The sequence below is a fragment of the Synechococcus sp. R5-13 genome (genome assembly GCF_047462015.1).
In the GTDB taxonomy this organism is placed as follows: domain Bacteria; phylum Cyanobacteriota; class Cyanobacteriia; order Thermostichales; family Thermostichaceae; genus Thermostichus.
On the sequence record NZ_JANSIL010000029.1, the window covers coordinates 1 to 21509 of the forward strand.

Sequence of the window (21509 nt, forward strand, 5' to 3'; positions counted from 1 at the left end):
GAGGTGCAAAACGGGGAATATCTCGGGGAGGACGACATTGTGCGCTTTGAGGATGACTACGCCCGCCAGTAAAGGGATCCCCTGGGCATCCGAATCCACGATTTGTGCGTACAGACCCCGAAAGCTTACAGATTTCTGCATGTCGGGCAAACTTGGGTCAGGTGGGCCAAGGGGCTTGCCTGCACTAGACAAGTGAGGGATAAGCAAGAGGGGGTCAAGGTGACGCAGAAGGCAAGGCAGTGGGCTTTGTGGGTTGCCGGTTTGCTTTGGTGTTGCGGGCCAACGGCTGTCCACGCAGCGGAAGTCATTTCTCTGCAAAGGCTGGGCTACGACCGCTCGGTGCTGCTGCAAGGAGCTAACCCGCGTCTAGATATCGGGATCCCTGCCCCCCTGAACGGCCTTGACCCCGAGGCCAGCTTTGTGCAGTTGCGCCTGACTCCCTCGCCGGTGCTCAAGCCCACGTCCACGGTGCGGGTGCTGATCAACGAGGAGCTAATGGGCCTTTTTCTGGTGCGGGACCTGCGGCAGGAGCCGGTGGTGCGGGTGCCCATCCCCAGCTTGGCCGCTGGCGAGCGCTTTATCACCTTGTCGGTGCAGCCTTTCCTGAGCATCAGCGACGATATTTGCGCCGACTTGAATACCGGCAATTTGCTGCTGACGGTAGGGCGGGATAGTTTCTTTGAGCTGGTGCCCCGCGCTCCCGATGCCACAGTGGCCGGTTTTCTGGGCCGGCTGTATCCTCAGGTTACTTTGGTAGTGCCGGCTGACCTCACTCCTGAAGCGGCGGAAGCAGCTCTGTGGCTGTACAGCCTCCTTTCTCACCTGTTTCCGCAAACGCCCATCCTGTGGAGCAACCGTCCGAAGCAGGGGGCACAGGTGATCTTAGAGCCGGCCAATTTCACCCCCCACTTGCAGCATCAAATTACCCCAGAGGGATCCCGCCTGCGAGTGGCCGCCCGCCGGGAAGCTATTCTTGCTCTCTATGAAGAATGGAAGCGGGCGGGGCTGGTCAGCCGAGGCATCCAGGTGACAAGGGTGGCGGATCTGGAGAGAGCGCTCAGGGCCAACCGCCTCAGCCTGCGAGAGCTGGGGATCGTGGATCCCATGTTGCGGGGGTTTGGCAGCCAGTCTTTGGTCTTCAACTTCAACCTGTCCCAATTGGGGGGGCGGCCGCGGGATCTGGCGGCGCAACTAGACGTCATTATGAACCCGGTCGATGGCCGAGTGGGGGATCGCCTCACCGGCTACGTGTTCTTGAATGGCGTTCTGTTGCGCACCTACAACCTAACCGGGCGCACCCAGCTCAACGAAACTGTGACCCTGCCCACCCGCCTGCTGCGCCGCTTCAACCAACTGGAGCTCCGCTTTGACTATGGCGCCAGCCCCGGTAATTGCCAGGGATCCCTGACCCCGCTGACTTTGCAAGTGCGTTCCGATAGCTCTGGCCTTCTCTGGAGCGGCTACCAAGCCCCTAGCGGCGAGCTGCAGGAGATCCCGGCGGTGCTTCGAGGATCCGGCCAAGTGTGGGTAGGGGATCCCCAGTTGCTGCCAGCTACTGCTTATCTCTTGGGTGCCCTTGGTCGTCTGTCGGCACAGCCCTTGTTGCCCACCCTCCAGTTTTTGCCGGAGGGGAAATCCCAACTCCAAGCAGAGAACTTTGCCTGGCAGATAATCGTGGCCGGGCCGGAGCAGGTGGAGCTCAACAGCCCCATCCGGTTGGGATCCCAGTTTGAAATCATCAATCCCCTGAACCAGCAGGTGGCCTTGGCCGCTCAGCCTCAAGAAAACCTCGGCCTTTTGCAGTACTTTCTCCTGAAAGGTAAGCCGAACCTTTGGCTTTCCTGGTGGGGATCTGACCCGGCTTTGGCAGAGCGCCTCAGCCGCGGCCTTGCCGATCCGCGCACCCGCCTGGCCAACCAGCTACAGGGAAACGTGCTCACCGCCTATGCCGCTGCCCCCGATCTCACCCAAGTACAGAGCTGGGATCTCACGCCGGCAGGCTATCGAGTGCGCTACCCCGGTCGCTTCAGTTGGCAGCTTTTGTTGTGGCAATACCGCTTTTGGCTGGTGCTTTTGCTGGCCATCCTGCTGGCTGTGGGGGCATGGGACACCTATCGACGTTTGGCCCGGCAACCTGAGCCGCCAACCCCCTCTTAAGCCAAGCGAGAACCTAAGATTCGCCTAGAATTAATCTGATTTTGAGCTTATGTTAACGCTTATCGAATACTGGTTGGTGCGCACAGGCTGTCTAACCCAGGAGCAGTTGGCAAAGGCTTATCGCTATCAAAAACAAGCTGATTGTTCCCTGCCGCGGGCCCTCTGGAGCTTGAGGGCAATGCACCCCCGTCAGTTTGCTCGCCTCTGCTGTCAGATCTTGGATCGGCCCAAGCTGAGGAGCTGGTTGCTCGAGCATCCCCTCGACCTAGAGCTGCCTTGGCTGATCGAGCCTATCGATCTGGTGCCGGTGCGCTTTCTGCCCTGTGGCTGGCTCGACCCGCGAACCGTAGTGGTTGCTACCGAGGAGCCGGGCCATCCCATTGTCTGGCAAAATGTCAAGCGCCTCTGCCCCGAAGCCGATCGGATTTGGGAGATCCCGGCCACCGAAAAACAGATTCTGACCGTCCTCATTGAACGCAAGCTGACGGCAGAGCTGGTAGGCAGTCGGCTTACTCTGGAACAATGGCAGGATCTTCTGGCCATTCGTCGCCGCACCGGATCCAGCCTAGGTCAGCTTTTGACCCGGCTCAGCTACCTTTCCACGCCGGAGTACCTGAGCATTCTCACTCAGTTGTTAGGGTATCCGACAGTGTCTGAATTGATAGGGACAGGGCTGCTTCATCGAGATCCAGCTTTGAGCAAACAGTTTGATCCTGAGGTGATGATGCGTCACCTGTTCTATCCCTTGGCCTGGACGGATCAGAACACTCTCACGGTGATGGTGAACGACCCCCTGGACTGGGTGGTGGATGAGATCCTCTACGCTTGGCGGCCAGGCTTGCGGATTGAAAAAGTTCTGGGCACCGAGCAGGATATCACGCAGCTTCTCAGCCAGGATCAGGGCTCCCAGTTTAGCCAAGAAGCGGTGTACAAGCTCATGGCCCGCCTGCCAGAAGAATCGGCCTCGCGGGTGTTTACCCCCTCCCAGATTGCGGTGGGCTATGGCCTGCTGCTGCTGTTGCTTTGGGGATTGGCCACTGCTCCCTGGACGACCCTGACGATTTTGGTGGTGCTGATCAATCTTTTTTACGTCGCTTCGATCCTGTTCAAACTGCTGCTCAGCCTAGTGGGATCCGCCGATCGCTTCCACCAGATTACCGATGAGGAAGTAGCCGCTTTGGATGATCGCGACTTGCCCATTTACACCATCCTGGTGCCGGTCTACAAAGAGCCGGAAGTAATGCCGATTTTGATCAAGTCTCTCTCTAAGCTGGATTACCCCCACGAGCGGTTGGATGTGCTTATTCTGTTGGAGGAAAACGACCGAGACACCATTGAGGCAGCTCGAGCTGCCAAGCCCCCCCGCTACGTGCGCCTGCTGTTGGTGCCCGACAGCAAACCCAAGACCAAGCCCAAAGCCTGCAACTACGGCCTGGCTTTTGCCCGTGGCGAATACCTCACCATCTACGACGCTGAAGACATTCCGGATCCAGACCAACTCAAAAAAGCAGTCATTGCCTTCCGAAAAGGGGATCCCAGCTTGGTCTGCGTCCAGGCTGCCCTCAACTACTTCAACCGCAACGAGAACTTCCTCACCCGCATGTTCACCCTGGAGTATTCCTATTGGTTTGATTATCTTCTGCCGGGTTTGGAAACTCTGAAAATGCCCATCCCCCTGGGAGGCACTAGCAACCACTTTCGCACCGACCGCCTGCGGGAGCTGCAGGGATGGGATCCGTTCAACGTCACTGAAGACGCCGACTTGGGCATCCGCGCCAGCCAGCACGGCTATACCGTGGGCGTGATCAACTCCACCACCTACGAAGAGGCCAACTGTGCCGTTAAAAACTGGATCCGGCAGCGCTCCCGCTGGATCAAAGGCTACATGCAAACTTGGCTGGTCCACAACCGCAACCCCCTGCGCTCCTTGCGCAAGCTGGGCCTCAAAAACTGGCTATCCTACCAATTTTTTATCGGGGGCAGCTTCTTTACCTTTCTCACCAGCCCCATCATGTGGCTGCTGTTTATTTACTGGCTGCTCACCCGCGCCCATTGGCTGCAAAACCTATTTCCCAGTTGGCTGGTTTATCTGGGCTTGTTTAACCTCCTGGTGGGCAACGCCATTGGGATTTACCTCAACTTGGTGGCCGTTTTCCGGCGAGGGTACTACGATCTGGCCTTCTATGCCCTGCTCAACCCCATCTACTGGCAACTGCACTCTATGGCAGCTTACATGGCTCTGTGGCAGCTTTTCACCAAGCCCTTCTACTGGGAAAAGACCATCCACGGCCTGAGCAAGTTTACCCACGCCAAAGTCCAGGAAGCTGCTCACAAAGCAGCCTAGGCTACGGACTGAGTTCCTAAGCAGTAGCAGCGAAGTGAGGACAGCCAGCACCCTTCTAGAAGCTGTAGTCCGAGTCTACGATCACAGCACAACCACTGGGGTGGAGACAGCTAGCCATAATCACCTTGACGGAAAAGTTGCCCTCGTAGGGCGCCTGCACGATGGGGAAATCGTCCAACAGTTCGTCTGCAGCCACCACCTGACCGCTGGCATCGTAAAGCACCAGATCCACATCGAAGCAATCCTGGTCGCACTGCGCCCAGATGTTTTCACCTCGGTAGAAATAGCCTGTAACTACGGTCGATTGTCCATTAAGAAGCCACAAACTACGGCTCTGAGCCCAGGCGGCAGCGCCCCCGATAACTGTGGCCGCTCCTATTAAGCTTGCCACCAACCAGCCCCGCACCGAAGCCATAAGACTGCCCTCCTACTGAAAAACGGAGAAAGAATAGATTTTCTACAGGGATCCACCTCAACGCCCACACTCTAGCACCCAGATCCGTTTCTCCCGAATGATTCAGATCACGTTAAGGATCTTAAGAATCTCATGCTGAAAATCGCGAAAAAGAGTTACAAAAAAAGGGATCCCGAGTAGAGCAGGGATCCCTTAATTCTGATTGACAATCCGGCGCAGCTGGCTCATCGGTTGAGCCGACTTCTGAGCCGACTTCTTTATTGTGGTTTTATTGTGGCAAGCTCAGTTCCCCGCGTCGCCCTAAGGGATCCGTCAAAACACTGCCGGTAGGGCCTTTGATTTGAATGGTGCAGCGGCTGCCGGAGACTTCAATAACGTTGTAGTTGGGCACCGCCAGCTCCAAAAAGCGCAGGTTGCCTGTGGTTACCCCTGGGATCCCGCTCACCTGGGGATTGGCCGGGTTCACCGGTGCCAAAAAGCCGTTCACAATCCGGTAATACAGGCGGCTGGCATTGGGGATCCCCAGTTGATTGCCCAGCTCGTCAATGCTCAGGGCCGTAACGCTCCGCCCGGTGGGGCCGGTCCACACCTCCCAGATGGGGTTGCTGCTGCCGGGGTTGACCTGGCCGATGAAGCCGGCGTGGTTGTTGCCGGTCAAGAACACCACGTTGCGGATGTTGTTGCTCTCGATAAAGTCAATGACTTCCTGCCGCTCCAGCCAGTAGCCTTCCCAAACATCGTTGGAGCGGAAGTAGGTCACCGTGATGGGAAACTCGCTGACGATGAACTTGTAGGTGGCGGTGGAGTTGCGCAGGCCGTTGAACAGCCACTGCTTCTGCGGATTGCCCAAGAGGGTACGGGGCGTGCGGCGCAGCAGGTTAAACAGGGCTTGTTCGGATCCCGGCGGGCCAAAGAAGAGGGTCTCTTGTTCGGGCGTGAGGCGAACGCCGGCCAGCTCCAAAAAACGCTGACGGGTCAGGCCGGGGGGCAAAATGGGCAAAATGGGGGTGACCGCCGCCAAATCCCGGTACTGGCGCAGATCCAGGATAAAGACTTCGGCATTGGCCCCGTAGCGGAAGCTGCGAAACAGCCGATCCCGGCTATCCACACCCGCTACATCTGTCAGGTTGGGGGTGATGGGGTTGTACTCAAAAAAAGCCTGGTAGCCCAGCACCTTGAGATCTTCCACATCCCGGGTTTGCCCGGTGGTGTCGTTCAGCTGAGTGGCCCGGCCGCCGCGGGCCTTCTGGCCGCTGTAGTTGTCAATTACCTCGTGATCGTCCCAGTTGACAACAAAAGCAGTCCGGCCAAACAGTTGCACGAACTCTCGTCCGGCATAGTTGGGATCCCGCTGATCCCGATAGAGGCTGCGGTAGAACTCCAAGTTGCCGATGGGATCCAGCCCCAGCCAGAAGCGATCGGCGTAGACAGTGTCGCCGTTAAAGGAGATGAAATCGATATCGCCGCGGCTGACTTCTGCCAGCATGGCTGCCCCAATAGGAAAGGGAGGCTCGTTGGCACAACTGATGTGTAAGAAGCGAATGGGTCGTCCATCCCCAGGAGCTGGCAGGGTGCGAAACTGGCCTACAGGGCTGGTAAACCCCTCGCTGACAAACCGGTAGAAGTAGCGCTGCGCTGGCCTCAAGCCGGTGACGACGGCACGAGCAATGTAGTCGCCTGGCTCAGTGCGGTAGTTGCGGCCCGCCACACGGCGAGCAGTAAGCGAAACTTGTTGCGAAATAGGGTTGAACTCGGAATTCTCAGCCACCTGCAACGTCACCGCAACCGTATCTGTCGCGCTGGCCGGGATCACCCGCGTGGAAAGCACCGCCCCTTCCGAGGTGGGATCCCCGGCAAATACCCCTTGGGGAAATCCAGGCTCTCCCAGGGGGGGAATGGAGGAACTGGAGGTGCCTCCACAGGCAGCCAGGGCGGCTGCCCCACCTCCAAACATCAGCAACTGCAGGAAAAAGCGACGGGAACGCAGGGAACTCATAGGGCCCACCTCAGGGACACAGGCAAATGTAAAGGGATCCGCAACAAAGGCCAATCGCCTTTTTAGTCAAGCACTTTTGCCCCCAAGCTGAGGTTGTGGGCAGGTGAAGGTTGGGTTAGGGTTTGTTTAATGGATTAGGCTCCCCAGGGCCTTTTCACAGAGCTTGCTGAGAAGGCTAAAATTTCATTACAGTTTTTCCTGCTTTTGCCCCATTTTTGCGGTTTTGCGTTCCTTAGACTTCTTGTTGACCCTGCCGAAGGAGGGATCGTCGTGGCTACGGAGACTCTGGTCAAGCCTTCTGTAACCCCAAAGCACATGCCCATGTACCGGGTGTTGCTGCACAACGACGATGTCAACACCATGGAGTACGTGGTTCAGGTGCTGGTGAAGGTGATCCCGGCGATGATGCCGCCGCAAGCCACTGAGATCATGCTGGAAGCCCACCACAACGGCGTTGCTGTGGTGATCGTGGTGCCGCGGGAGCATGCGGAGTTTTACTGCGAACAGTTGCGGCAGCATGGCCTGACCAGTTCCATTGAGCCGGAACGCTAGGCGGGGCGGGTTGGATGGGCCTGCCGATCTCCAAGCTGAGGGCTTGTCCATTTCTGCTGCGTCTGCTGCTTTTCTTGGCGATCCCCCTCCTAGCCTGGCTGCCCTGGGTCGGGCTGGGGGGGTGGTTTTTTCCGGAAGCGCGAGCCTACCTGTGGCTGCCCCTGTATGCCTTGCTGCTGGTCTGGCTGGGGCTGTGGGGATCCGGGTTTGCCGCCTATGGACTGGATGGCAGTTGGCCTTGCCGAGGCGGGATCCTGTGGGGCCTGGGGATCGGGGTCGGGGGGCTTTTCTTGCTTTTGGGCCTGGAGGGATCCCTGGGTTGGCTGAGTTGGAGGGCGGTAGGAGGGGGATCCCTGCTGGTCTATGGGTTGCTGGGGTTGCTTTTGGGCTTGGGGGTGGCGCTGGCGGAGGAGCTGTTTTTTCGCGGCTGGCTGCTGCAGGAGATGCTGCTGGACTACGGTTGCAGCACTGCGGTGTGGGGATCCAGCTTCCTGTTTGCTATGGCCCATTTCCTGAAGCCTTTGCCTGAGATTCTCGCCACCTGGCCGCAATTTCCCGGACTGTGGCTGATGGGGCTGCTGCTGGTGCAGGCGAGGGTCTGGAACCAAAACAAGCTGGGCCTTAGCCTAGGGCTGCACGCGGGTTGGGTATGGGGCATGGCCTGGGTCAACAACTTGGCCTGGATAGACTACACCGGCAGGGCGCCAGCGTGGCTAACGGGGATTGGTGGCAACCCCTTGGCGGGCCTGATGGGCTTGCTTTTTCTAGGAGGGACTTTCGCATTTCTCAACGGCCTGGCTCAAGCTGGCTGGCTACCGGCAGACCTGGAAAAGCGTTGATTGAGCTGATCGATAAAGAATAACCTACTCTCCCCAAGGCCCTTCCTCGTAGTAGGCGGTCACCTGCTCCTTGGGCGGCTGGGTAAGCAAGCTTACGCCAATTAACACCCCACTGCCGATCACCACTGCCGGGATTACGGGTAACCAGCCCCCTGTCCAAGCCCGCGGCAACAGACCCGACAGCCAACCTAAAGTCAGGCCACTGGAGACGAGGGCCCCGGCTACTGCCCCGGCGCGGGTAGCCCGCTTCCAGTACAGGCCGGCAATTAAGACAGGGAACAGCATGGCGTTGCCCTGAAAGCTCCAGGTGGCAATCTCCACAATCAGCCCCGGCGGGTTAAGAGCAATCACAAAGGAAGCTAGGCCGATCCCCAGCACCACCCAGCGTCCCAATTGTTCTTCTTGGTGGGGGGAAAGCTGGCGCCTGAAGAGGGTCACTACCAGATCCCGCGTTACCAACGAGCTGGCCGTAAGGAGCTGTGAGTCTGCCGTGGACATGAGGGCGGCCAGAGCTGCTGTAATCACCACCGCTGCCACACCGCCGGGCAGAGTTTGCAACATCAGGGGCATGATCTGGTCCGCTTTCTCCAGGCCGGGAAAAGCCAGGCGGCCCCAAACCCCAAGAAGAGCTGCCGGGAAAAAGACCAGCAGAATCAGCAGCGGCCAGACTACCATCAGGGTCTTGAAGGGATGAGCACTCCTGGCCATGTAAAAGCGCTGGAAAAATTGTGGGAAAAGGGGAGTGGCCATGAAAAACAGCAGTTGATTGCCGAGTAACCCTTGCCAGCTCCAGCGCCCATTGGGGCCGGGCAAGCTCAGCCAGGGATCCAACTGCCCGGCAGCCTCCTGGCCCACCCCCAAGGCTAGGGCAACAAAGGCCACCCCCATCCCCAAAATCAGGATGATCCCCTGCACCACGTCCGTCCAGACCACCGCCTGGGATCCGCCAAAGAGCACATACCCCAAGATCACCAGCGCCACCACCACCGCCAAGGGCCAGTAGGGGATCCCCTCCCCCAACACCGCCGCCAGGGTGCGGGCTCCGCCAATGATCTGGATGCTGATGTAGGGGGCGGTAAACGTCAGGGCGCTAAGGCAGTAGAGTAGAGCCAAAAGAGGGCTGTTGAAGCGGTGGCCGAAGAACTCCGAAGGGGTGATGAAGCCAAAGTGTTGGGCTGCTAGCCATACCCGGTAGCCCACCCACAAAAACAGCCCCGAAATGAAGGCGGTGGTCACTCCCACCCCCAGGAAGATCCCTAGGCCGTGGGTATAGGCATCTGCCGGCACCCCAATGAAGGTAAAGGCACTGAGCAGCGTCGCCAGCGTCGTCAAGGTTAGAGCCAGGGATCCCAACCCCCGCCCTGCCAAAAAATAGCTCACCGGATCCTGGCCGCTGTGGCGATAGCTCCAGAAGCCAATGGCCGCCAGCAGCAGCAAGTATGCCCCCACCACACCCAAACTTAAAATGCTGTCAGTCATCTCCAGGCCAGCAAACGCGCACAATGTAAAGATTCAAGGGCACCAGCAGCAGCACGGCCAGCCCTGCCCCCCAGTACCAAGCAGGGATCCCCAATACCTGCGGCTGGGCAGAGCGGATCCCTGCCCAGGTCAACAGCCACAGCAGGAGATAGGCCCCCCACACCCAAGCTTGGCGCATCCGCCCAAACCGCAGCTGCCTTGATCCTTGAGGGTTACCGGCGGGATCCAACCCTGACATCTACCCATCTCCTGCTTTTTTGCCAAGCGTTCCTTTTGCCAATCATTTAAGATACAGCCACTACTGCGCAGAGCTAAATTGTCTTTTCCCCTTTCCCCTTCAGATCCTGTTGGCAAGAGGGAGCCTTCCCGTGGGCCAGGCCATGAAGAACGGGAGCGGCCCTACTGGCTAGCTTGGGCCCGCATCAAAGGGATCGGCCCCCACCGGCTCAAGCGGCTGGCGGAGTTTTTTGGATCCCTGGAGCGGGCTTGGCAAGCGGATGCCCCGGCCCTGCGGCAGGTGGAAGGCATTGGCCCCACCCTGGCCCAGGCTATTGTCTCTGCCCGTCCTGGCCTTGATCCCGAGCAGATCCTGGAGGAAACCCTCAAAGCGGGGATCCCCTTTCTCACGCCTGCAGATCCGGACTATCCGCCGCTGCTGTGGGAGGTGCCAGATCCCCCGCCCATTCTCTATGCCCTAGGAGAATGTCCCAATTGGCAACAGCCGACTATTGCCATCGTCGGCACCCGCGCCCCTACGGCCTACGGTCGACAGTGGACCCAGAAAGTCAGCGCTGCCCTGGCGGAAGCTGGCTGCGTGGTGGTCTCGGGGCTGGCAACGGGGATCGACGGCATTGCCCACCAGGCCTGTCTGGATGCCGGCGGCAAGACGGTGGCCGTGGTGGGAACGGGGGTGGACAAAGTTTACCCAGCTCACCATCAAGCTCTCTACCGGCGCATCCTGGCCCAAGGGGCCATCCTCAGCGAATATCCCCCCGGCACGCCACCGGCCAAGGAGCATTTTCCCCAGCGCAACCGCATCATTGCCGGCCTCTGCCGCGCCACTTTGGTGATGGAGGCTCCGGAAACCTCGGGAGCGCTAATTACTGCTCACCTGGCCAACCACTACGGTCGGGAAGTGTATGCGTTGCCGGGGAATATCGACACGGCAGCAGCCCGCGGTTGCCTGCAGCTCATCCGCGACGGCGCCGGCATGATCCTGGGGATCGAGGAGCTGTTGAAAGACTTGGGCCTCCTCCAGGGATCCCCTGTGCTAAAGCAGCCCTCGTCCACTGGCCCCAGCGATCCCCAACAGCAACTGCTCTGGCAGCTGCTAGGGGAGGGCATCCTCAGCCTCGATGCCCTGGCCCAGGCTAGCCAGATGGATATTGCCACCCTTTCCAGTACCCTGCTGCTTATGGAATTGGAAGGCTGGCTGGTACAACTGCCGGGGATGCGCTACCAGCGGGCTCGCTGAGGCTGGATCCCTGCACTGCTTCTCCGATACGAGCACGGCAAGCGGGATCCTCGTGGCGGGGGTTGTTCACATAGGTGCTGACCGGATAAGCCGCCATGGCTTCTGCTGGGTAGGGGCGGAGCAAGGGCAAAAGCAGCTTGGGATCCTGCACCTGGGGATCCAGCCAGAGGTCGTAGTCGTTTTCCGTCAAAATCACGGGCATCCGCTCGTGAAAAAGCTGCATCAGACGGTTGGCGGCAGTGTTGAGGATGGCACAGGTTTCCACCTCCACCCCCTCTGGACTGCGCCAGCGTTCCCAAATGCCGGCAAAGGCAAATACCGGTCGATCCAGCAGGTGAAACCAGTAGGGTTGTCTGCCCTTCTTGGCCGTACCTGAGTCGGCCCACTCGTAGAAACCATCGGCCGGGATCAAGCAGCGACGACGGCGGAAAGCTTCGCGGAAAGAAGGCTTCTCAGCTACTGTCTCAGCTCGGGCATTGATCCAGCCGGCCTGAGGAGCTCGGCTCCAGCTGGGGATCAAGCCCCAGCGAAAATGGGTTGCCTCGCGCTGAAGGGATCCCGCCACCACCGCCAGCACCGGCTGAGAAGGAGCGATGTTATACCGGGGGACAGCTGCCCTTTCTTGGGCTGCCGCCGGCAAGCCAAAATGCTGCCTCAGCACTTCTGGCGCCACTCCCAGGCTAAACCGTCCACACATGCTTGTCCCCCAGTCGCTCACCCCAAATGGCCTGCCGACAGGATCCCCTAAACCTTGGTGGAAATGCCCAGCAGTTGCAAGATCCCGCGCAGGGGAATCTCCACCCACTCGGGGCGGTGGTTCAACTCATAGCCCAGCTCGTAAATGGCTTTTTCCAGCAGATAGGCGTCCAACAACACCTCTATCTCTTGCAGGCTGCGGGGCAAAAAAGCCGCTTGGGAAGCCACCTGCAGATATTCGGCCAAAAAGCCCGCGCAGACCCAGCGGTGCCAAAACTGGGCCCACCGCATCATGTCGGGGCAGTGGTCGGCGCAGACCAAGCCGCTCCCCAGTTGCTGGCGCAAAGCTGTGTGGACAGCATAGTGGAAGGATCGCAGCATCCCCGCCACATCCCGTAAGGGGCAACGCTTGAGACGCCGTTCGCCCAAAGAGCGGGCCGGCTCCCCTTCAAAGTCGATGATGACAAAGTCTTTGCCGGTAAACAGCACCTGGCCCAGGTGATAATCCCCGTGGCAGCGGGTACGCAGGGCAGTGATCTTCCGCTCCAGGATCAGGCGGAAGCGGCTCATGATTTCCCCTTCTTGGTCGCAAACAGCCCGAGCCAAGTTGGCCTCTGCTTCCGGCAGCTTGGGGAGCTGCTTATAAGGACTCCGTCCCGCTGACGCGAACAGCAGCGGAAACACCTGCCCCACCAAGTTGCGCATGGACTGGTAAACGGAGCGCTGGTACAGGCTGGAGAAAGGCTCTGGGGCAAAGTCTTTGTTCTCCGTATCGGCAGCCAGGGCGATGTGCAGCTCGGCGGTGCGCTTGGCCAAGATCCGCACCGATTCTAGGTAGCTGCCGATGGTGGCGTAGGCCAGCTCCGGCAAGGGCTGTTGGGAAAGCTCCAAGAAGGATCCCTGCGGCACGGGCACGGGATCCACCTCTTGGTAGTGAACCAGCACCGCCTCAAAAAATTGCCCCAGGCTGTCCAGGGTATAGTGCCAGGCATCTCCCTCGTTGGGGATGTACTCCTGCAAAATGGCCAAGGTAATGGGCTGATCGGCGGGATCAAACCCACGGGCCCCGCGACGACGGCGATACTCCAGGGATCCCAGCAGCCGTGGCACCCGCACCTGGGGATGGTGCTCCAGCAGGTAGCGGCCTATCTCCAGCTCTGGGTTTACCCCCTCGGCCACCCGGTGGTAGAGCTTGAGGAGGTAGTGGTTGCCATAGACAACGGAGGCGTAGCTCTGCTCCGCCTTGAGGAGGCGGGGTTCCAGGTCATGCTCAAGGGCAGCAAAGCTAGTGGCCCAGAGCTCTCCCTGACGGTGACGCAGGCGGCCCTGCTGGGCAATTAGCTGCAGCAGCCGCAGCAAGAAGCTTTTGTCAGCCAGAGCGTTGAAAATTACTCCCGCCGGCCCTCCGGCCACTTGCACAGGGAGGATGACCGCCTGGGGCATCTCTAGGCGCAGGTGTACGGCTGCTTCTTGGGTGGCATAGCCCACAGGGAGAGAGTAGAGCTGCGTATCGCCCTCGATAAACTCGGCCTGGAGAAGCAAGATCTGGCTGCCCAGCAAGGACTCCTCTTCTCGGCGGCAGGGGATAGCCTGCAGGATATGGATCGCCTGGAGCTGGCGGTTTTGGGAGCCAAACCAACGACAGCGGTAGAGGTAGTCCGCCAAGACTGCCTCCAGCTGCTTTTGGCTTTCCCCTTGCAAGAGACTGTCCCAACTACCACTTTGAACAACCAGAGGGACCAGGCGTTCCTGCTCCTCCGCTTTGCTGGGGCTGAGGTGGATGGTCTCCGTTTTGGGCTCAAGGGAAAACCAGTAAAAGGAATGGGGGCCTAGCGTTAGGAAATAGGGCAGTCGCCCAATAGGGGGAAACTCGGTGTGGCCAAAGATCTCCACCGGGATCAATCCTTCCCACGGCGATAGATCCAGCCCCACCCACTGGGCGTAGCGGGAGAGATTGGCCACCACCAAGATGCGCTCGCCGCGGTAGGCTCGCACAAAGGCAAGCACCTTGCGGTTTTCTGGGTGGAGCAGCTCAAAGGAGCCGCGGCCAAAGGCCTGGAAGCGCTTGCGCACGGCGATGAGCCGCTTCATGGTCCACCACAGGGAATGGGGGTTGTTTCGCTGCGCCTCCACATTGACAGCTTCGTAGTGGTACTCGGCGTCGATGACGATGGGCAGGTAGAGCTTCTGAGGGTTGGCCCGCGAAAAGCCGGCGTTGCGGTCGGCGCTCCACTGCATGGGGGTGCGCACGCTATTGCGATCCCCCAGGTAGATGTTGTCCCCCATGCCGATCTCGTCCCCGTAGTAGATGACCGGCGTGCCGGGCAGAGAAAACAGCAGGCTGTTCATCAGCTCGATGCGGCGGCGGCTGTTGCCCAGCAGGGGGGCCAAGCGGCGGCGGATCCCCAGGTTCACCCGCGCGTTGGGATCCTTGGCGTACACCTGGTACATGTAGTCCCGCTCCTCGTCAGTGACCATCTCCAGGGTGAGCTCGTCGTGGTTGCGCAGGAAGAGGGCCCACTGGCAGGTTTCAGGAATGGGAGGGGTTTGTTGCAGGATGTCAATGATGGGGAAGCGATCCTCCATCTGGATGGCCATAAACAGCCGTGGCATGAGGGGAAAGTGGAACTCCATGTGGCACTCGTCCCCATCGCCGAAGTAGGCCACAGCATCTTCTGGCCACTGGTTGGCCTCCGCCAGCAGCATGCGGCCAGGATACCTTTGGTCAATGTGTCGGCGCAGAGCCTTGAGAAAGGCATGGGTCTCCGGTAGGCTCTCGCAGGTGGTGCCCTCCCGCTCGTAGAGATAAGGCACCGCGTCCAGCCGCATGCCATCTACCCCCAAGCTCAGCCAAAAGTCCACCACCTCGAACATGGCTTTTTGTACGGCGGGGTTGTCGTAGTTGAGATCTGGCTGGTGGGAGTAAAAGCGGTGCCAGTAGTAGGCCTTGGCCGCTGAATCCCAGGTCCAGTTGGACGCTTCAAAGTCTTGAAAGATAATACGGGCCTCTTTGTACTTTTCGGGGGTATCGCTCCAAACGTAAAAGTCCCGCTCGGGGGTGCCGGGGGCAGCTCGTCTGGCCCGCTGAAACCAGGGGTGCTGATCCGAAGTGTGGTTGAGGATGAGCTCAATGATGACGCGGATCCCCCGCTTATGGGCAGCCTCCAGAAAGATCTTGAAGTCCTCTAGGGTGCCCAAGTCAGGGTGAACACTGGTAAAGTCAGAAACGTCGTAGCCGTCATCTTTTAAAGGCGAGGGGAAAAACGGCAGCAGCCAGACGGCTGTAATCCCCAGTTCTTGCAAGTAGTCCAGCTTTTCGGTCAGGCCCTGGAAGTCGCCCACGCCATCGCCGTCGCTGTCGAAAAAGGCCCGTGCCGGCAGCTCGTAGATGATTGCATCTTTGTACCAAAGGGGGTCGTGGGTGAGGGGGGAGATGAGGCTGCGCAGAGGGGCTCGGATCATCATGTCGGTCATGTCGGCAACAGAGACAGGATTGGGACACCTTGGCAACCCTAGCCGTTGAATGGGGATCCCCTCAATAGGCTACAGCCTTCTCTTGGGTGCCAGGGATCCCCGGCGTCGGTTCAGGCAATGCCACTCCGCTTCTGGGCTTCCTTGCGGGAGACGGCCACGTGGCGCAGGCCGGCCCGGAGCAACTCCTGCTCGATCAAGGCAAAAAACCGCTGCCGATCCCCGCTTCTCACCACCGCCAAATGATGGGCTTCCGCCAAGGCGATGGGGTAGCCAAAGCCCTTGTGCACTTGGCTCAGCACCCCTGCCAGAGCCCGCTGCAGCAACTCCGCATCCTGGACCACCCAAGCGGGAAACTCCAGGCGAGCAATTTCGGCTTGGCCCAGGGATCCCTCGCCAACATTGAGGTAACAACAGTGGACGTGGTGTTCCCCGAAGGCGTCCAACACGCTGGCGCCGCTGCGCCAAAGGGGGCTGCGCTCTCCCGGCTGCAGCAGGGATCCCCAAAAAACGCGATCCGGCAGGGGGGCGAAGGGATGGCAGGGAGGAGACTTCTCGCCGGGACAGTAGCGGTAGCAGTCACAGCCCAGGTACGGGCACAGCCCCAAGCGCAGGTAGTTGAGGGTTTCGCTGCTGCGGGAGGCGCTGATGTAACCCACGAGAGGAATGCGGGCCGCCCGCAACTGCTCCAAGGTCGCCAGAATGGGATCCAACCAGGGGCGCCGGGCCGACTGGGGCAGAGGCTCCAGTCCCCAAGGGATTAGGGATCCATCCAGGAGCGCCAGCGTGGTGCGGCGACGGGGCACCGACAGGGCCAAACGAGCCAGCTCCTCCAGTTCCGCTTGGGAGCGTCGTAAGGCCAGTATCTCTTCCAGCCCCAACGAGGACTCCGTGCCGCTGGTAGGATTGCGTTCACCTGGAGCGCGCTGCGGGCGAGAGTCTCGCCGGTTAAGGGGGGCCCTCGGCAACCCTTCTGCCCGCGGTTCCGAGAGAGGGGAGTCTGAGCGGTTTTGCTGGGCAAGGGGCCCATCTCCATACAGCAGCAGGGGCTGGCTGTCCAGGAGCGGCCACTCCTGGGTGCCGTAGTGGAGAACCACGCGCCCAACATTGATCAGCGAGCAGTAGGCAATCTCGTGGTGACTGGGCAAAATCTGGGATCCATCCGTGGCCACCACCGTGTGTCGCCCCTGCAGAGGCTCGACCTTGGGCAGGGATCCCCAGGCTTCCGGCGGCTCGGCGGGGCTGGCGCAAACAAACGACAGATGGGATCCCCACTCCACCCAGCGGGACTGCCAAACCTGCGGCTCCTGCTGCCAGCGCTCGAAAACTTGCCAGGCTTGGCGGAGGCGTTCTTGGCTGGCTTTCGACTCCTGTTGCAGGTGCCGGGTGAACGCAGGAATTTGCCCGCTCAGCTTAACCAGATCCAACATGATGGCCGCATCAGCCCTGCATGGCAATACGGCTGCCAGAAGCGGAAGAAGCCACATCTTGTCCTTCTGAGGAGTTGAGCAGCTCTTCCAGCGGAAACTCCCCGTAGACCTCGCTGCTGTTGTTGGGACTCTCCTGCAGGCGAACCCGATGCAACTGCACCCCCAGCTCCCGCAGGGGCAGAGTCAGCAGCCGCTGGATGTAGAGGGCGATGTTTTCGGCAGTAGGCACCACCTGGGCAAAGTAGGGAATGTCTTTGTTCAAAAAGGTGTGATCCAGCGGCTTCACCACCTGCTCCTCGATCAGCCGCTGCAGGGCCGCCAAGTCCACGATCATCCCCGTGCGCGGGTCGATGGATCCCTTGACGGTAATTTCCAGGCCGTAGTTGTGGCCGTGGCCGTGGGGACGGGCACAGAGGCCGTAGATGGCGCTGTTTTCTTCAAAACTCAGGTGATCCAGAGCCAAGCGGTGGGCGGCGCTGAAATGGGTGGCAACAGTCAAGTAGGCTTGCATGGCTTCTCCTCGGTATTCGGCCCAAAGCTCAGGATCTTCGTACAGACGGACGCTGGTTAGGGGCAAGGCATCGGCCAGGCGTTGCCAAATCACGTAAGCGATAAACTCGGTAGTGGGCAAGGTTTGGGCAAACTCCGGCCAAGCTTGATTTAGATAAGCAAAGTTGAGATCTTGAATCACCCGCTGCCGGATCACCTGCTTCACCTCCGAGAGGTTGAGCACCATCCCATAGTCATCCACCTCACCACTCATGCCCACCTCCAGCACATAGTTGTGGCCATGGCCGGGAAAACGGGCATTTGGGCCAAAGCGGGCTAAGTTCTCGGCTTCTGAGAGTTCGGGCAACCAGTACCGATGGCTGGCGGCAAATTGCGCACGGCGGTAGATTGTACAGATTCTGGACATGAGTGGAGAGGAGAGCATCTGCCGGGGGATCCACCCTTTAGCTTGACACACTCCCCGGCCCAGAGGGTGGAAATTCTCAGCGGCCCTCAGCCTGCCCTCCCAGTGGTCTTGCCGTCATCTCCGTCCTGCGCCAGGCCAGGCACTTGCCCTGCCGACCGGGTCGGCCTGTGCATACCCTCATTTCCCAGAAAGCATTTCGAGCAAGGTTTTGGCGGCATTGTGTCCTGAGAGCCAAGCCCCCTCTACGCGCCCTCCGGCGCACCAATCGCCGGCACAAACCAAAGGCAATCCCTCAGCGGCGGAAACCGGCACACGGGTGCTTAAGCTGGCCAATCCCGTGGTTTCCAAAGGCAAAGCGTAGCGCCAACGGTGCACCTGCATCCATTGTGGCGAAGCCAACCAGGGATCCAGCCGTTGGGCTGCGTGGGCCAGCAATTCTCGACCGGCCTTTTCCAGCTCAGAGGGGCCGGCCTCCAAGTACAGAGATGACCACTCCGCCCCCCCATGCAAGACCACCACAGGCGGGAGCGGCTGCAGGCGCTTGCTGCTGTCCAGTCCCAGCCAGGCCAACATCGGATCCTCCAAGCACTTGATCCCCTTCCAAGGCGGCGTATGCTCAGAGTAGCCCGCCAAAACCGCAAGGCAGGGTTGATACTGGGCGGATTCCAGCAGAGGCAACAGGTTTTCAGCCGAAGGGATCCCTTCCCGGAGCAGGGGCAGCAACTGGGGGGCCGGGATTGTCGCCACCAGGGCAGCAGCCTCGTAGCATTGGCCGTTCTCCGCCCTCAATTGCCAGCTTGTTGCCAAAGGTTTGAGGCTGACCACACGAGTTTGGGTGTGTACCGACAGCGGGGCAGCCAGGTGTTTGGCCAGCGTCGTCATGCCCTGAGGGCAGACATAGCGCGGTTTTTCATCGTTGGGATCCTCTGGGCGCAGCCCTTCTCGATCCAGCACATGCAGCGAGCGCGTCCATTCCGCCAGCAGCCCCAGGCCCAGCAGCTCCTTCACCCAGCGATAAAAGCCATCCGAATCGGCAGTCAGGTATTGAGCCCCATGATCCACTGGCACCGTTTGCCCAGCATGTTCAACTCGACGGGTGGCCATGCGCCCGCCCAAGCCCGCCGATTTTTCCAGCACCAGAACCTGGAGCCCTGCCCGCAGCAGTTGCCTTGCACACACCAAGCCGGCCACTCCGGCCCCAATAACAATCACATCAGCGGATTTTGGGCTTGTCCCCTCGGAGGGCGTTACCGCTGCCTGGGTTGCTTCGCCTAGCATACTGAGCCTGCCGGCTGTGACCGGATCCGCACGTTCAGCTCCCGCCTCTGCCGAAGGGGTTGTTGCCCCTCTCTCCGAAGAGCTTGGCTTCTCCCTTGATGGCAGCCTTGATGATGTTGTAGGCAGCCCAGGCAACCACCAAAACAATGGGCGACAGAACGATCAGCGGACGGAGATCAATGTCCATGGTTTTCATCCCCCCCTAACATAGATTGATTTACCGACTGCTTGGAACAAGAGCCTCCAGGGTTGGCCACCGCCAGAATCCCGATGGGGTGAAACCGTTTTCGACTCTGGATCCCGCATAAGCTGAGGTGCAACTCTGGAAAGATGGCTAAGTCCAGAATAAACCCAAATGGGGATCCCTACCGGCTAGACTTTGCCCCATCTGGGCTGCCAAGGCGGGAGCCAACAGGCCCACACTGAGAATCGCGTCCAGAACTAGCGCACCCACCAGGGATGTGCAATCGACCCCGATCACCTGACTAACTGCTGCCCAAGCCCGCAACTTGGATCTTAATTCTGGGCTCTTTCTCAGTTGCTGTAGATTTTGCCCAAGGCAGCCGGCGGACGAGTGCGGCGGGCGCGGCCCTGCATTCCCGATAGAACCCCCATCGTCAACACAAAGGGCAAAGCCTGGATCAACACGGGCGGCATCACATCTCCCCCTTGCAGTTGAATGGCCAGGGCGTCGGTGGCCCCAAACAACAGCGTCGCGCCCAGGATCCCGAAGGGGTGCCACTTGCCAAAGATCATCGCTGCCAAGGCGATAAGGCCCTTTCCTGCTGACATGTTGCGGACAAACTGGTTCAAAAAGCCAATGGAAAGGTAGGCCCCCGCCAGGCCCCCCAACAGGCCGGAGAGCAGCACCGCCGCGTAGCGCATACCCAGGACATCCACCCCCATGGTGGCAGCAGCCTGAGGATGCTCTCCCACCGCTCGCAGCCGCAAGCCCCAGGGTGTTTTGAACAGCAACCACCAGGAGATTGGCACCAACAGAAAGGCCAGATACACCAAGGGGCTAAACCCATGCCACAGCGGCAGCCGATTGACAATTTCTTGAGAGTTGGTGGTGTTGCCGTAGAACGATTGCAGCACCAGCGAAGGCACGCTCATGGCCAACAGGTTGATGGCAGTGCCGCTGACAATTTGATCGGCTCTGTAGCGGATGCACATCAGCGCATGCACAAAGGCAATGGCCACCCCCCCTAAGGCGCCGGCCAACAAACCCACCCAAGGGATCCAACCCACCTGAGCTGCTGGAGTCTGGGCCAGAAGGGAAGCTTCCAGGCGTTGGGTGGTTACCGCCGCCGCCAAAGCCCCAAACAAGATGATCCCCTCCAGGGCAATATTGACCACGCCGCTGCGTTCGGAGTACATGCCCCCCAAGGCCGTGAGCAACAGAGGGGTAGTGGAGCGCAGGGTAGCCGGGATCAAAGCCCAAAACAGAGTTGCCATAGTGCTCCGCAGCGCCAGCGCAAACGAGATCTCCGCTCAGAGGTACTCAAGTTGAGCGTTCATCGCAGTCCATTTCCACCTGGGCTGCCTGCAAGGGATCCGTGAAATAGCCGGGCAACAGGCCGCCTGCAGCAATGAAAAGGTGTAGGTGATCAAGTCCACTTTGGTGCTCAGCTTTACAAAAAAAGGCGAATCGGGCGAGGAGCCTAAGCCGGGCCGCAGCAACCCCACCACCACCGCCCCTGCTGCCACCGCCGCCCCCAAGGCACTCAGGGGTACGATGATCTGCCGCTGCCGCACCAAAAAAGCTTTTCCTCCCGGCAACTGCAGCCGCCCCAGCAGCAACAGCAGCAGGGCATAGGCAAAGCTGGCATAGCCAGCCAAAGAAGGGCTGAACCGCCGCAACGGCAACCGAGCCGGCGGGATCCCCTCCGCCAGGGCCGCCCCATTCACCGCCCCCACTGCCCCATAAAACCAGAGCAAGCCCAGCCCAAATAGAACCAGACCGACCACTCCCAAGCTGTACAGCCAGCGGGCCCGCACTTGCCGCTCCTTGATCCCCAGAGCCAGACATGACAACAGCGCCAACAGCACCCAGGCCCAGCTCAACCCTGGGATCCAACCCACCGCCAAAGTCTCCGGGATTCCCAACTGCTGCGGGTCGATGAGGCCAAAGGTTCCCGCCAGCACCCCTGCTCCGCCGAACTCCCGCCTCAGCATCCACTCAGCATCCACTAAGGGCAGAGCAAAAACAGCAAAACGGCAATCAGATTGGTCAGCAACAGCAGCATGGGCAGAGATTCAACAAGACCAAGGAGGGCCATCCGACAAAGATAGCAGCCAGCCCTCTTCTCAGCTCCTCAGCTCAAGACACTTCTCACGGGAAAGTGTTCCGCACCTCTGCTGCGGACAAGGCCAGTTGGATCTGTTCTGGCCTCAGCTAGAAATCGCAGGAGCCCCGCACTGTACCCGTAGGGTCAGTGTCGGGAGGAATGCGGAAGTTA

Annotated in this window: 17 protein-coding genes and 1 pseudogene; 6 read left to right on the forward strand and 12 right to left on the reverse strand. The window is 59.9% G+C overall.

Annotation, left to right across the window (positions count from 1 at the left end; all coding sequences use genetic code 11):
* The 3 genes and pseudogenes from NW840_RS02605 to NW840_RS02615 form a co-directional block, all read left to right on the forward strand.
* Nucleotides 1-72, forward strand: a pseudogene (locus tag NW840_RS02605) (mannose-6-phosphate isomerase); the annotation flags it as partial.
* Between the two features lie 147 nt (nucleotides 73-219).
* The gene (locus NW840_RS02610) at nucleotides 220-2157 is read left to right on the forward strand and encodes a cellulose biosynthesis cyclic di-GMP-binding regulatory protein BcsB (RefSeq protein WP_414342238.1); all 1938 of its coding nucleotides are present in this window, start codon (nucleotides 220-222) and stop codon (nucleotides 2155-2157) included.
* Between the two features lie 49 nt (nucleotides 2158-2206).
* Nucleotides 2207-4501, forward strand: coding sequence for a glycosyltransferase family 2 protein (locus tag NW840_RS02615; protein ID WP_414342239.1), 2295 nt, complete (start codon nucleotides 2207-2209; stop codon nucleotides 4499-4501).
* Nucleotides 4502-4556: 55 nt separating this feature from the next.
* Here the strand turns inward: NW840_RS02615 and NW840_RS02620 are convergent, their stop codons facing one another.
* Nucleotides 4557-4916 (reverse strand): hypothetical protein, encoded by a 360-nt coding sequence (locus NW840_RS02620; protein WP_099812809.1) that lies wholly within the window; start codon nucleotides 4914-4916, stop codon nucleotides 4557-4559.
* A gap of 268 nt (nucleotides 4917-5184) precedes the next feature.
* Nucleotides 5185-6912 (reverse strand): alkaline phosphatase D family protein, encoded by a 1728-nt coding sequence (locus tag NW840_RS02625; protein WP_414342240.1) that lies wholly within the window; start codon nucleotides 6910-6912, stop codon nucleotides 5185-5187.
* A gap of 270 nt (nucleotides 6913-7182) precedes the next feature.
* Here NW840_RS02625 and clpS point away from each other — a divergent pair, with 270 nt between their 5' ends.
* Nucleotides 7183-7464 (forward strand): ATP-dependent Clp protease adapter ClpS, encoded by a 282-nt coding sequence (gene clpS / locus NW840_RS02630; protein WP_011432326.1) that lies wholly within the window; start codon nucleotides 7183-7185, stop codon nucleotides 7462-7464.
* 14 nt (nucleotides 7465-7478) lie between these two features.
* Nucleotides 7479-8303, forward strand: coding sequence for a lysostaphin resistance A-like protein (locus NW840_RS02635; RefSeq protein WP_414342242.1), 825 nt, complete (start codon nucleotides 7479-7481; stop codon nucleotides 8301-8303).
* 24 nt (nucleotides 8304-8327) lie between these two features.
* Here NW840_RS02635 and NW840_RS02640 read toward each other — a convergent pair whose 3' ends face one another.
* Nucleotides 8328-9782 carry a sodium:solute symporter family protein gene (locus NW840_RS02640; protein WP_414342243.1) on the reverse strand — a complete coding sequence of 485 codons (1455 nt, stop codon included), beginning with the start codon at nucleotides 9780-9782 and terminating at the stop codon, nucleotides 8328-8330.
* Entirely contained in the window at nucleotides 9775-9960 is a 186-nt protein-coding gene (locus NW840_RS02645) for a hypothetical protein (protein WP_414342245.1), read from the reverse strand. The genes NW840_RS02640 and NW840_RS02645 overlap by 8 nt, the downstream gene beginning before the upstream one ends.
* 138 nt (nucleotides 9961-10098) lie before the next feature.
* On the opposite strand from NW840_RS02645, the gene dprA reads away from it, so the two are divergent.
* Nucleotides 10099-11256, forward strand: a complete 1158-nt coding sequence (dprA, locus tag NW840_RS02650) for a DNA-processing protein DprA (protein ID WP_414342246.1) — start codon at nucleotides 10099-10101, stop codon at nucleotides 11254-11256.
* Here the strand turns inward: dprA and NW840_RS02655 are convergent.
* The 8 genes from NW840_RS02655 to NW840_RS02690 form a co-directional block, all read right to left on the reverse strand.
* The gene (locus NW840_RS02655) at nucleotides 11195-11953 is read right to left on the reverse strand and encodes an SOS response-associated peptidase (protein WP_414342248.1); all 759 of its coding nucleotides are present in this window, start codon (nucleotides 11951-11953) and stop codon (nucleotides 11195-11197) included. The genes dprA and NW840_RS02655 overlap by 62 nt on opposite strands.
* 47 nt (nucleotides 11954-12000) lie before the next feature.
* A complete protein-coding gene (treS, locus tag NW840_RS02660; protein ID WP_414342249.1) occupies nucleotides 12001-15426 on the reverse strand; it encodes a maltose alpha-D-glucosyltransferase in 3426 nt (1141 codons plus the stop codon).
* A 110-nt stretch (nucleotides 15427-15536) separates the two neighbouring features.
* Nucleotides 15537-16853 carry a DNA double-strand break repair nuclease NurA gene (locus NW840_RS02665; protein ID WP_414342251.1) on the reverse strand — a complete coding sequence of 439 codons (1317 nt, stop codon included), beginning with the start codon at nucleotides 16851-16853 and terminating at the stop codon, nucleotides 15537-15539.
* A 10-nt stretch (nucleotides 16854-16863) separates the two neighbouring features.
* Nucleotides 16864-17769 (reverse strand): 6-carboxytetrahydropterin synthase, encoded by a 906-nt coding sequence (locus NW840_RS02670; protein WP_011432318.1) that lies wholly within the window; start codon nucleotides 17767-17769, stop codon nucleotides 16864-16866.
* Nucleotides 17770-17946: 177 nt separating this feature from the next.
* Nucleotides 17947-19047, reverse strand: a complete 1101-nt coding sequence (locus NW840_RS02675) for an NAD(P)/FAD-dependent oxidoreductase (protein WP_414342253.1) — start codon at nucleotides 19045-19047, stop codon at nucleotides 17947-17949.
* A gap of 34 nt (nucleotides 19048-19081) precedes the next feature.
* Entirely contained in the window at nucleotides 19082-19234 is a 153-nt protein-coding gene (locus NW840_RS02680; protein WP_414330801.1) for a photosystem II protein Y, read from the reverse strand.
* A gap of 347 nt (nucleotides 19235-19581) precedes the next feature.
* Complete coding sequence (locus NW840_RS02685) at nucleotides 19582-20505, reverse strand: ABC transporter permease (RefSeq protein ID WP_414330799.1); 924 nt, start codon at nucleotides 20503-20505, stop codon at nucleotides 19582-19584.
* Between the two features lie 36 nt (nucleotides 20506-20541).
* Nucleotides 20542-21225, reverse strand: a complete 684-nt coding sequence (locus tag NW840_RS02690; RefSeq protein ID WP_414342254.1) for a hypothetical protein — start codon at nucleotides 21223-21225, stop codon at nucleotides 20542-20544.
* Nucleotides 21226-21509 lie beyond the last annotated feature (284 nt).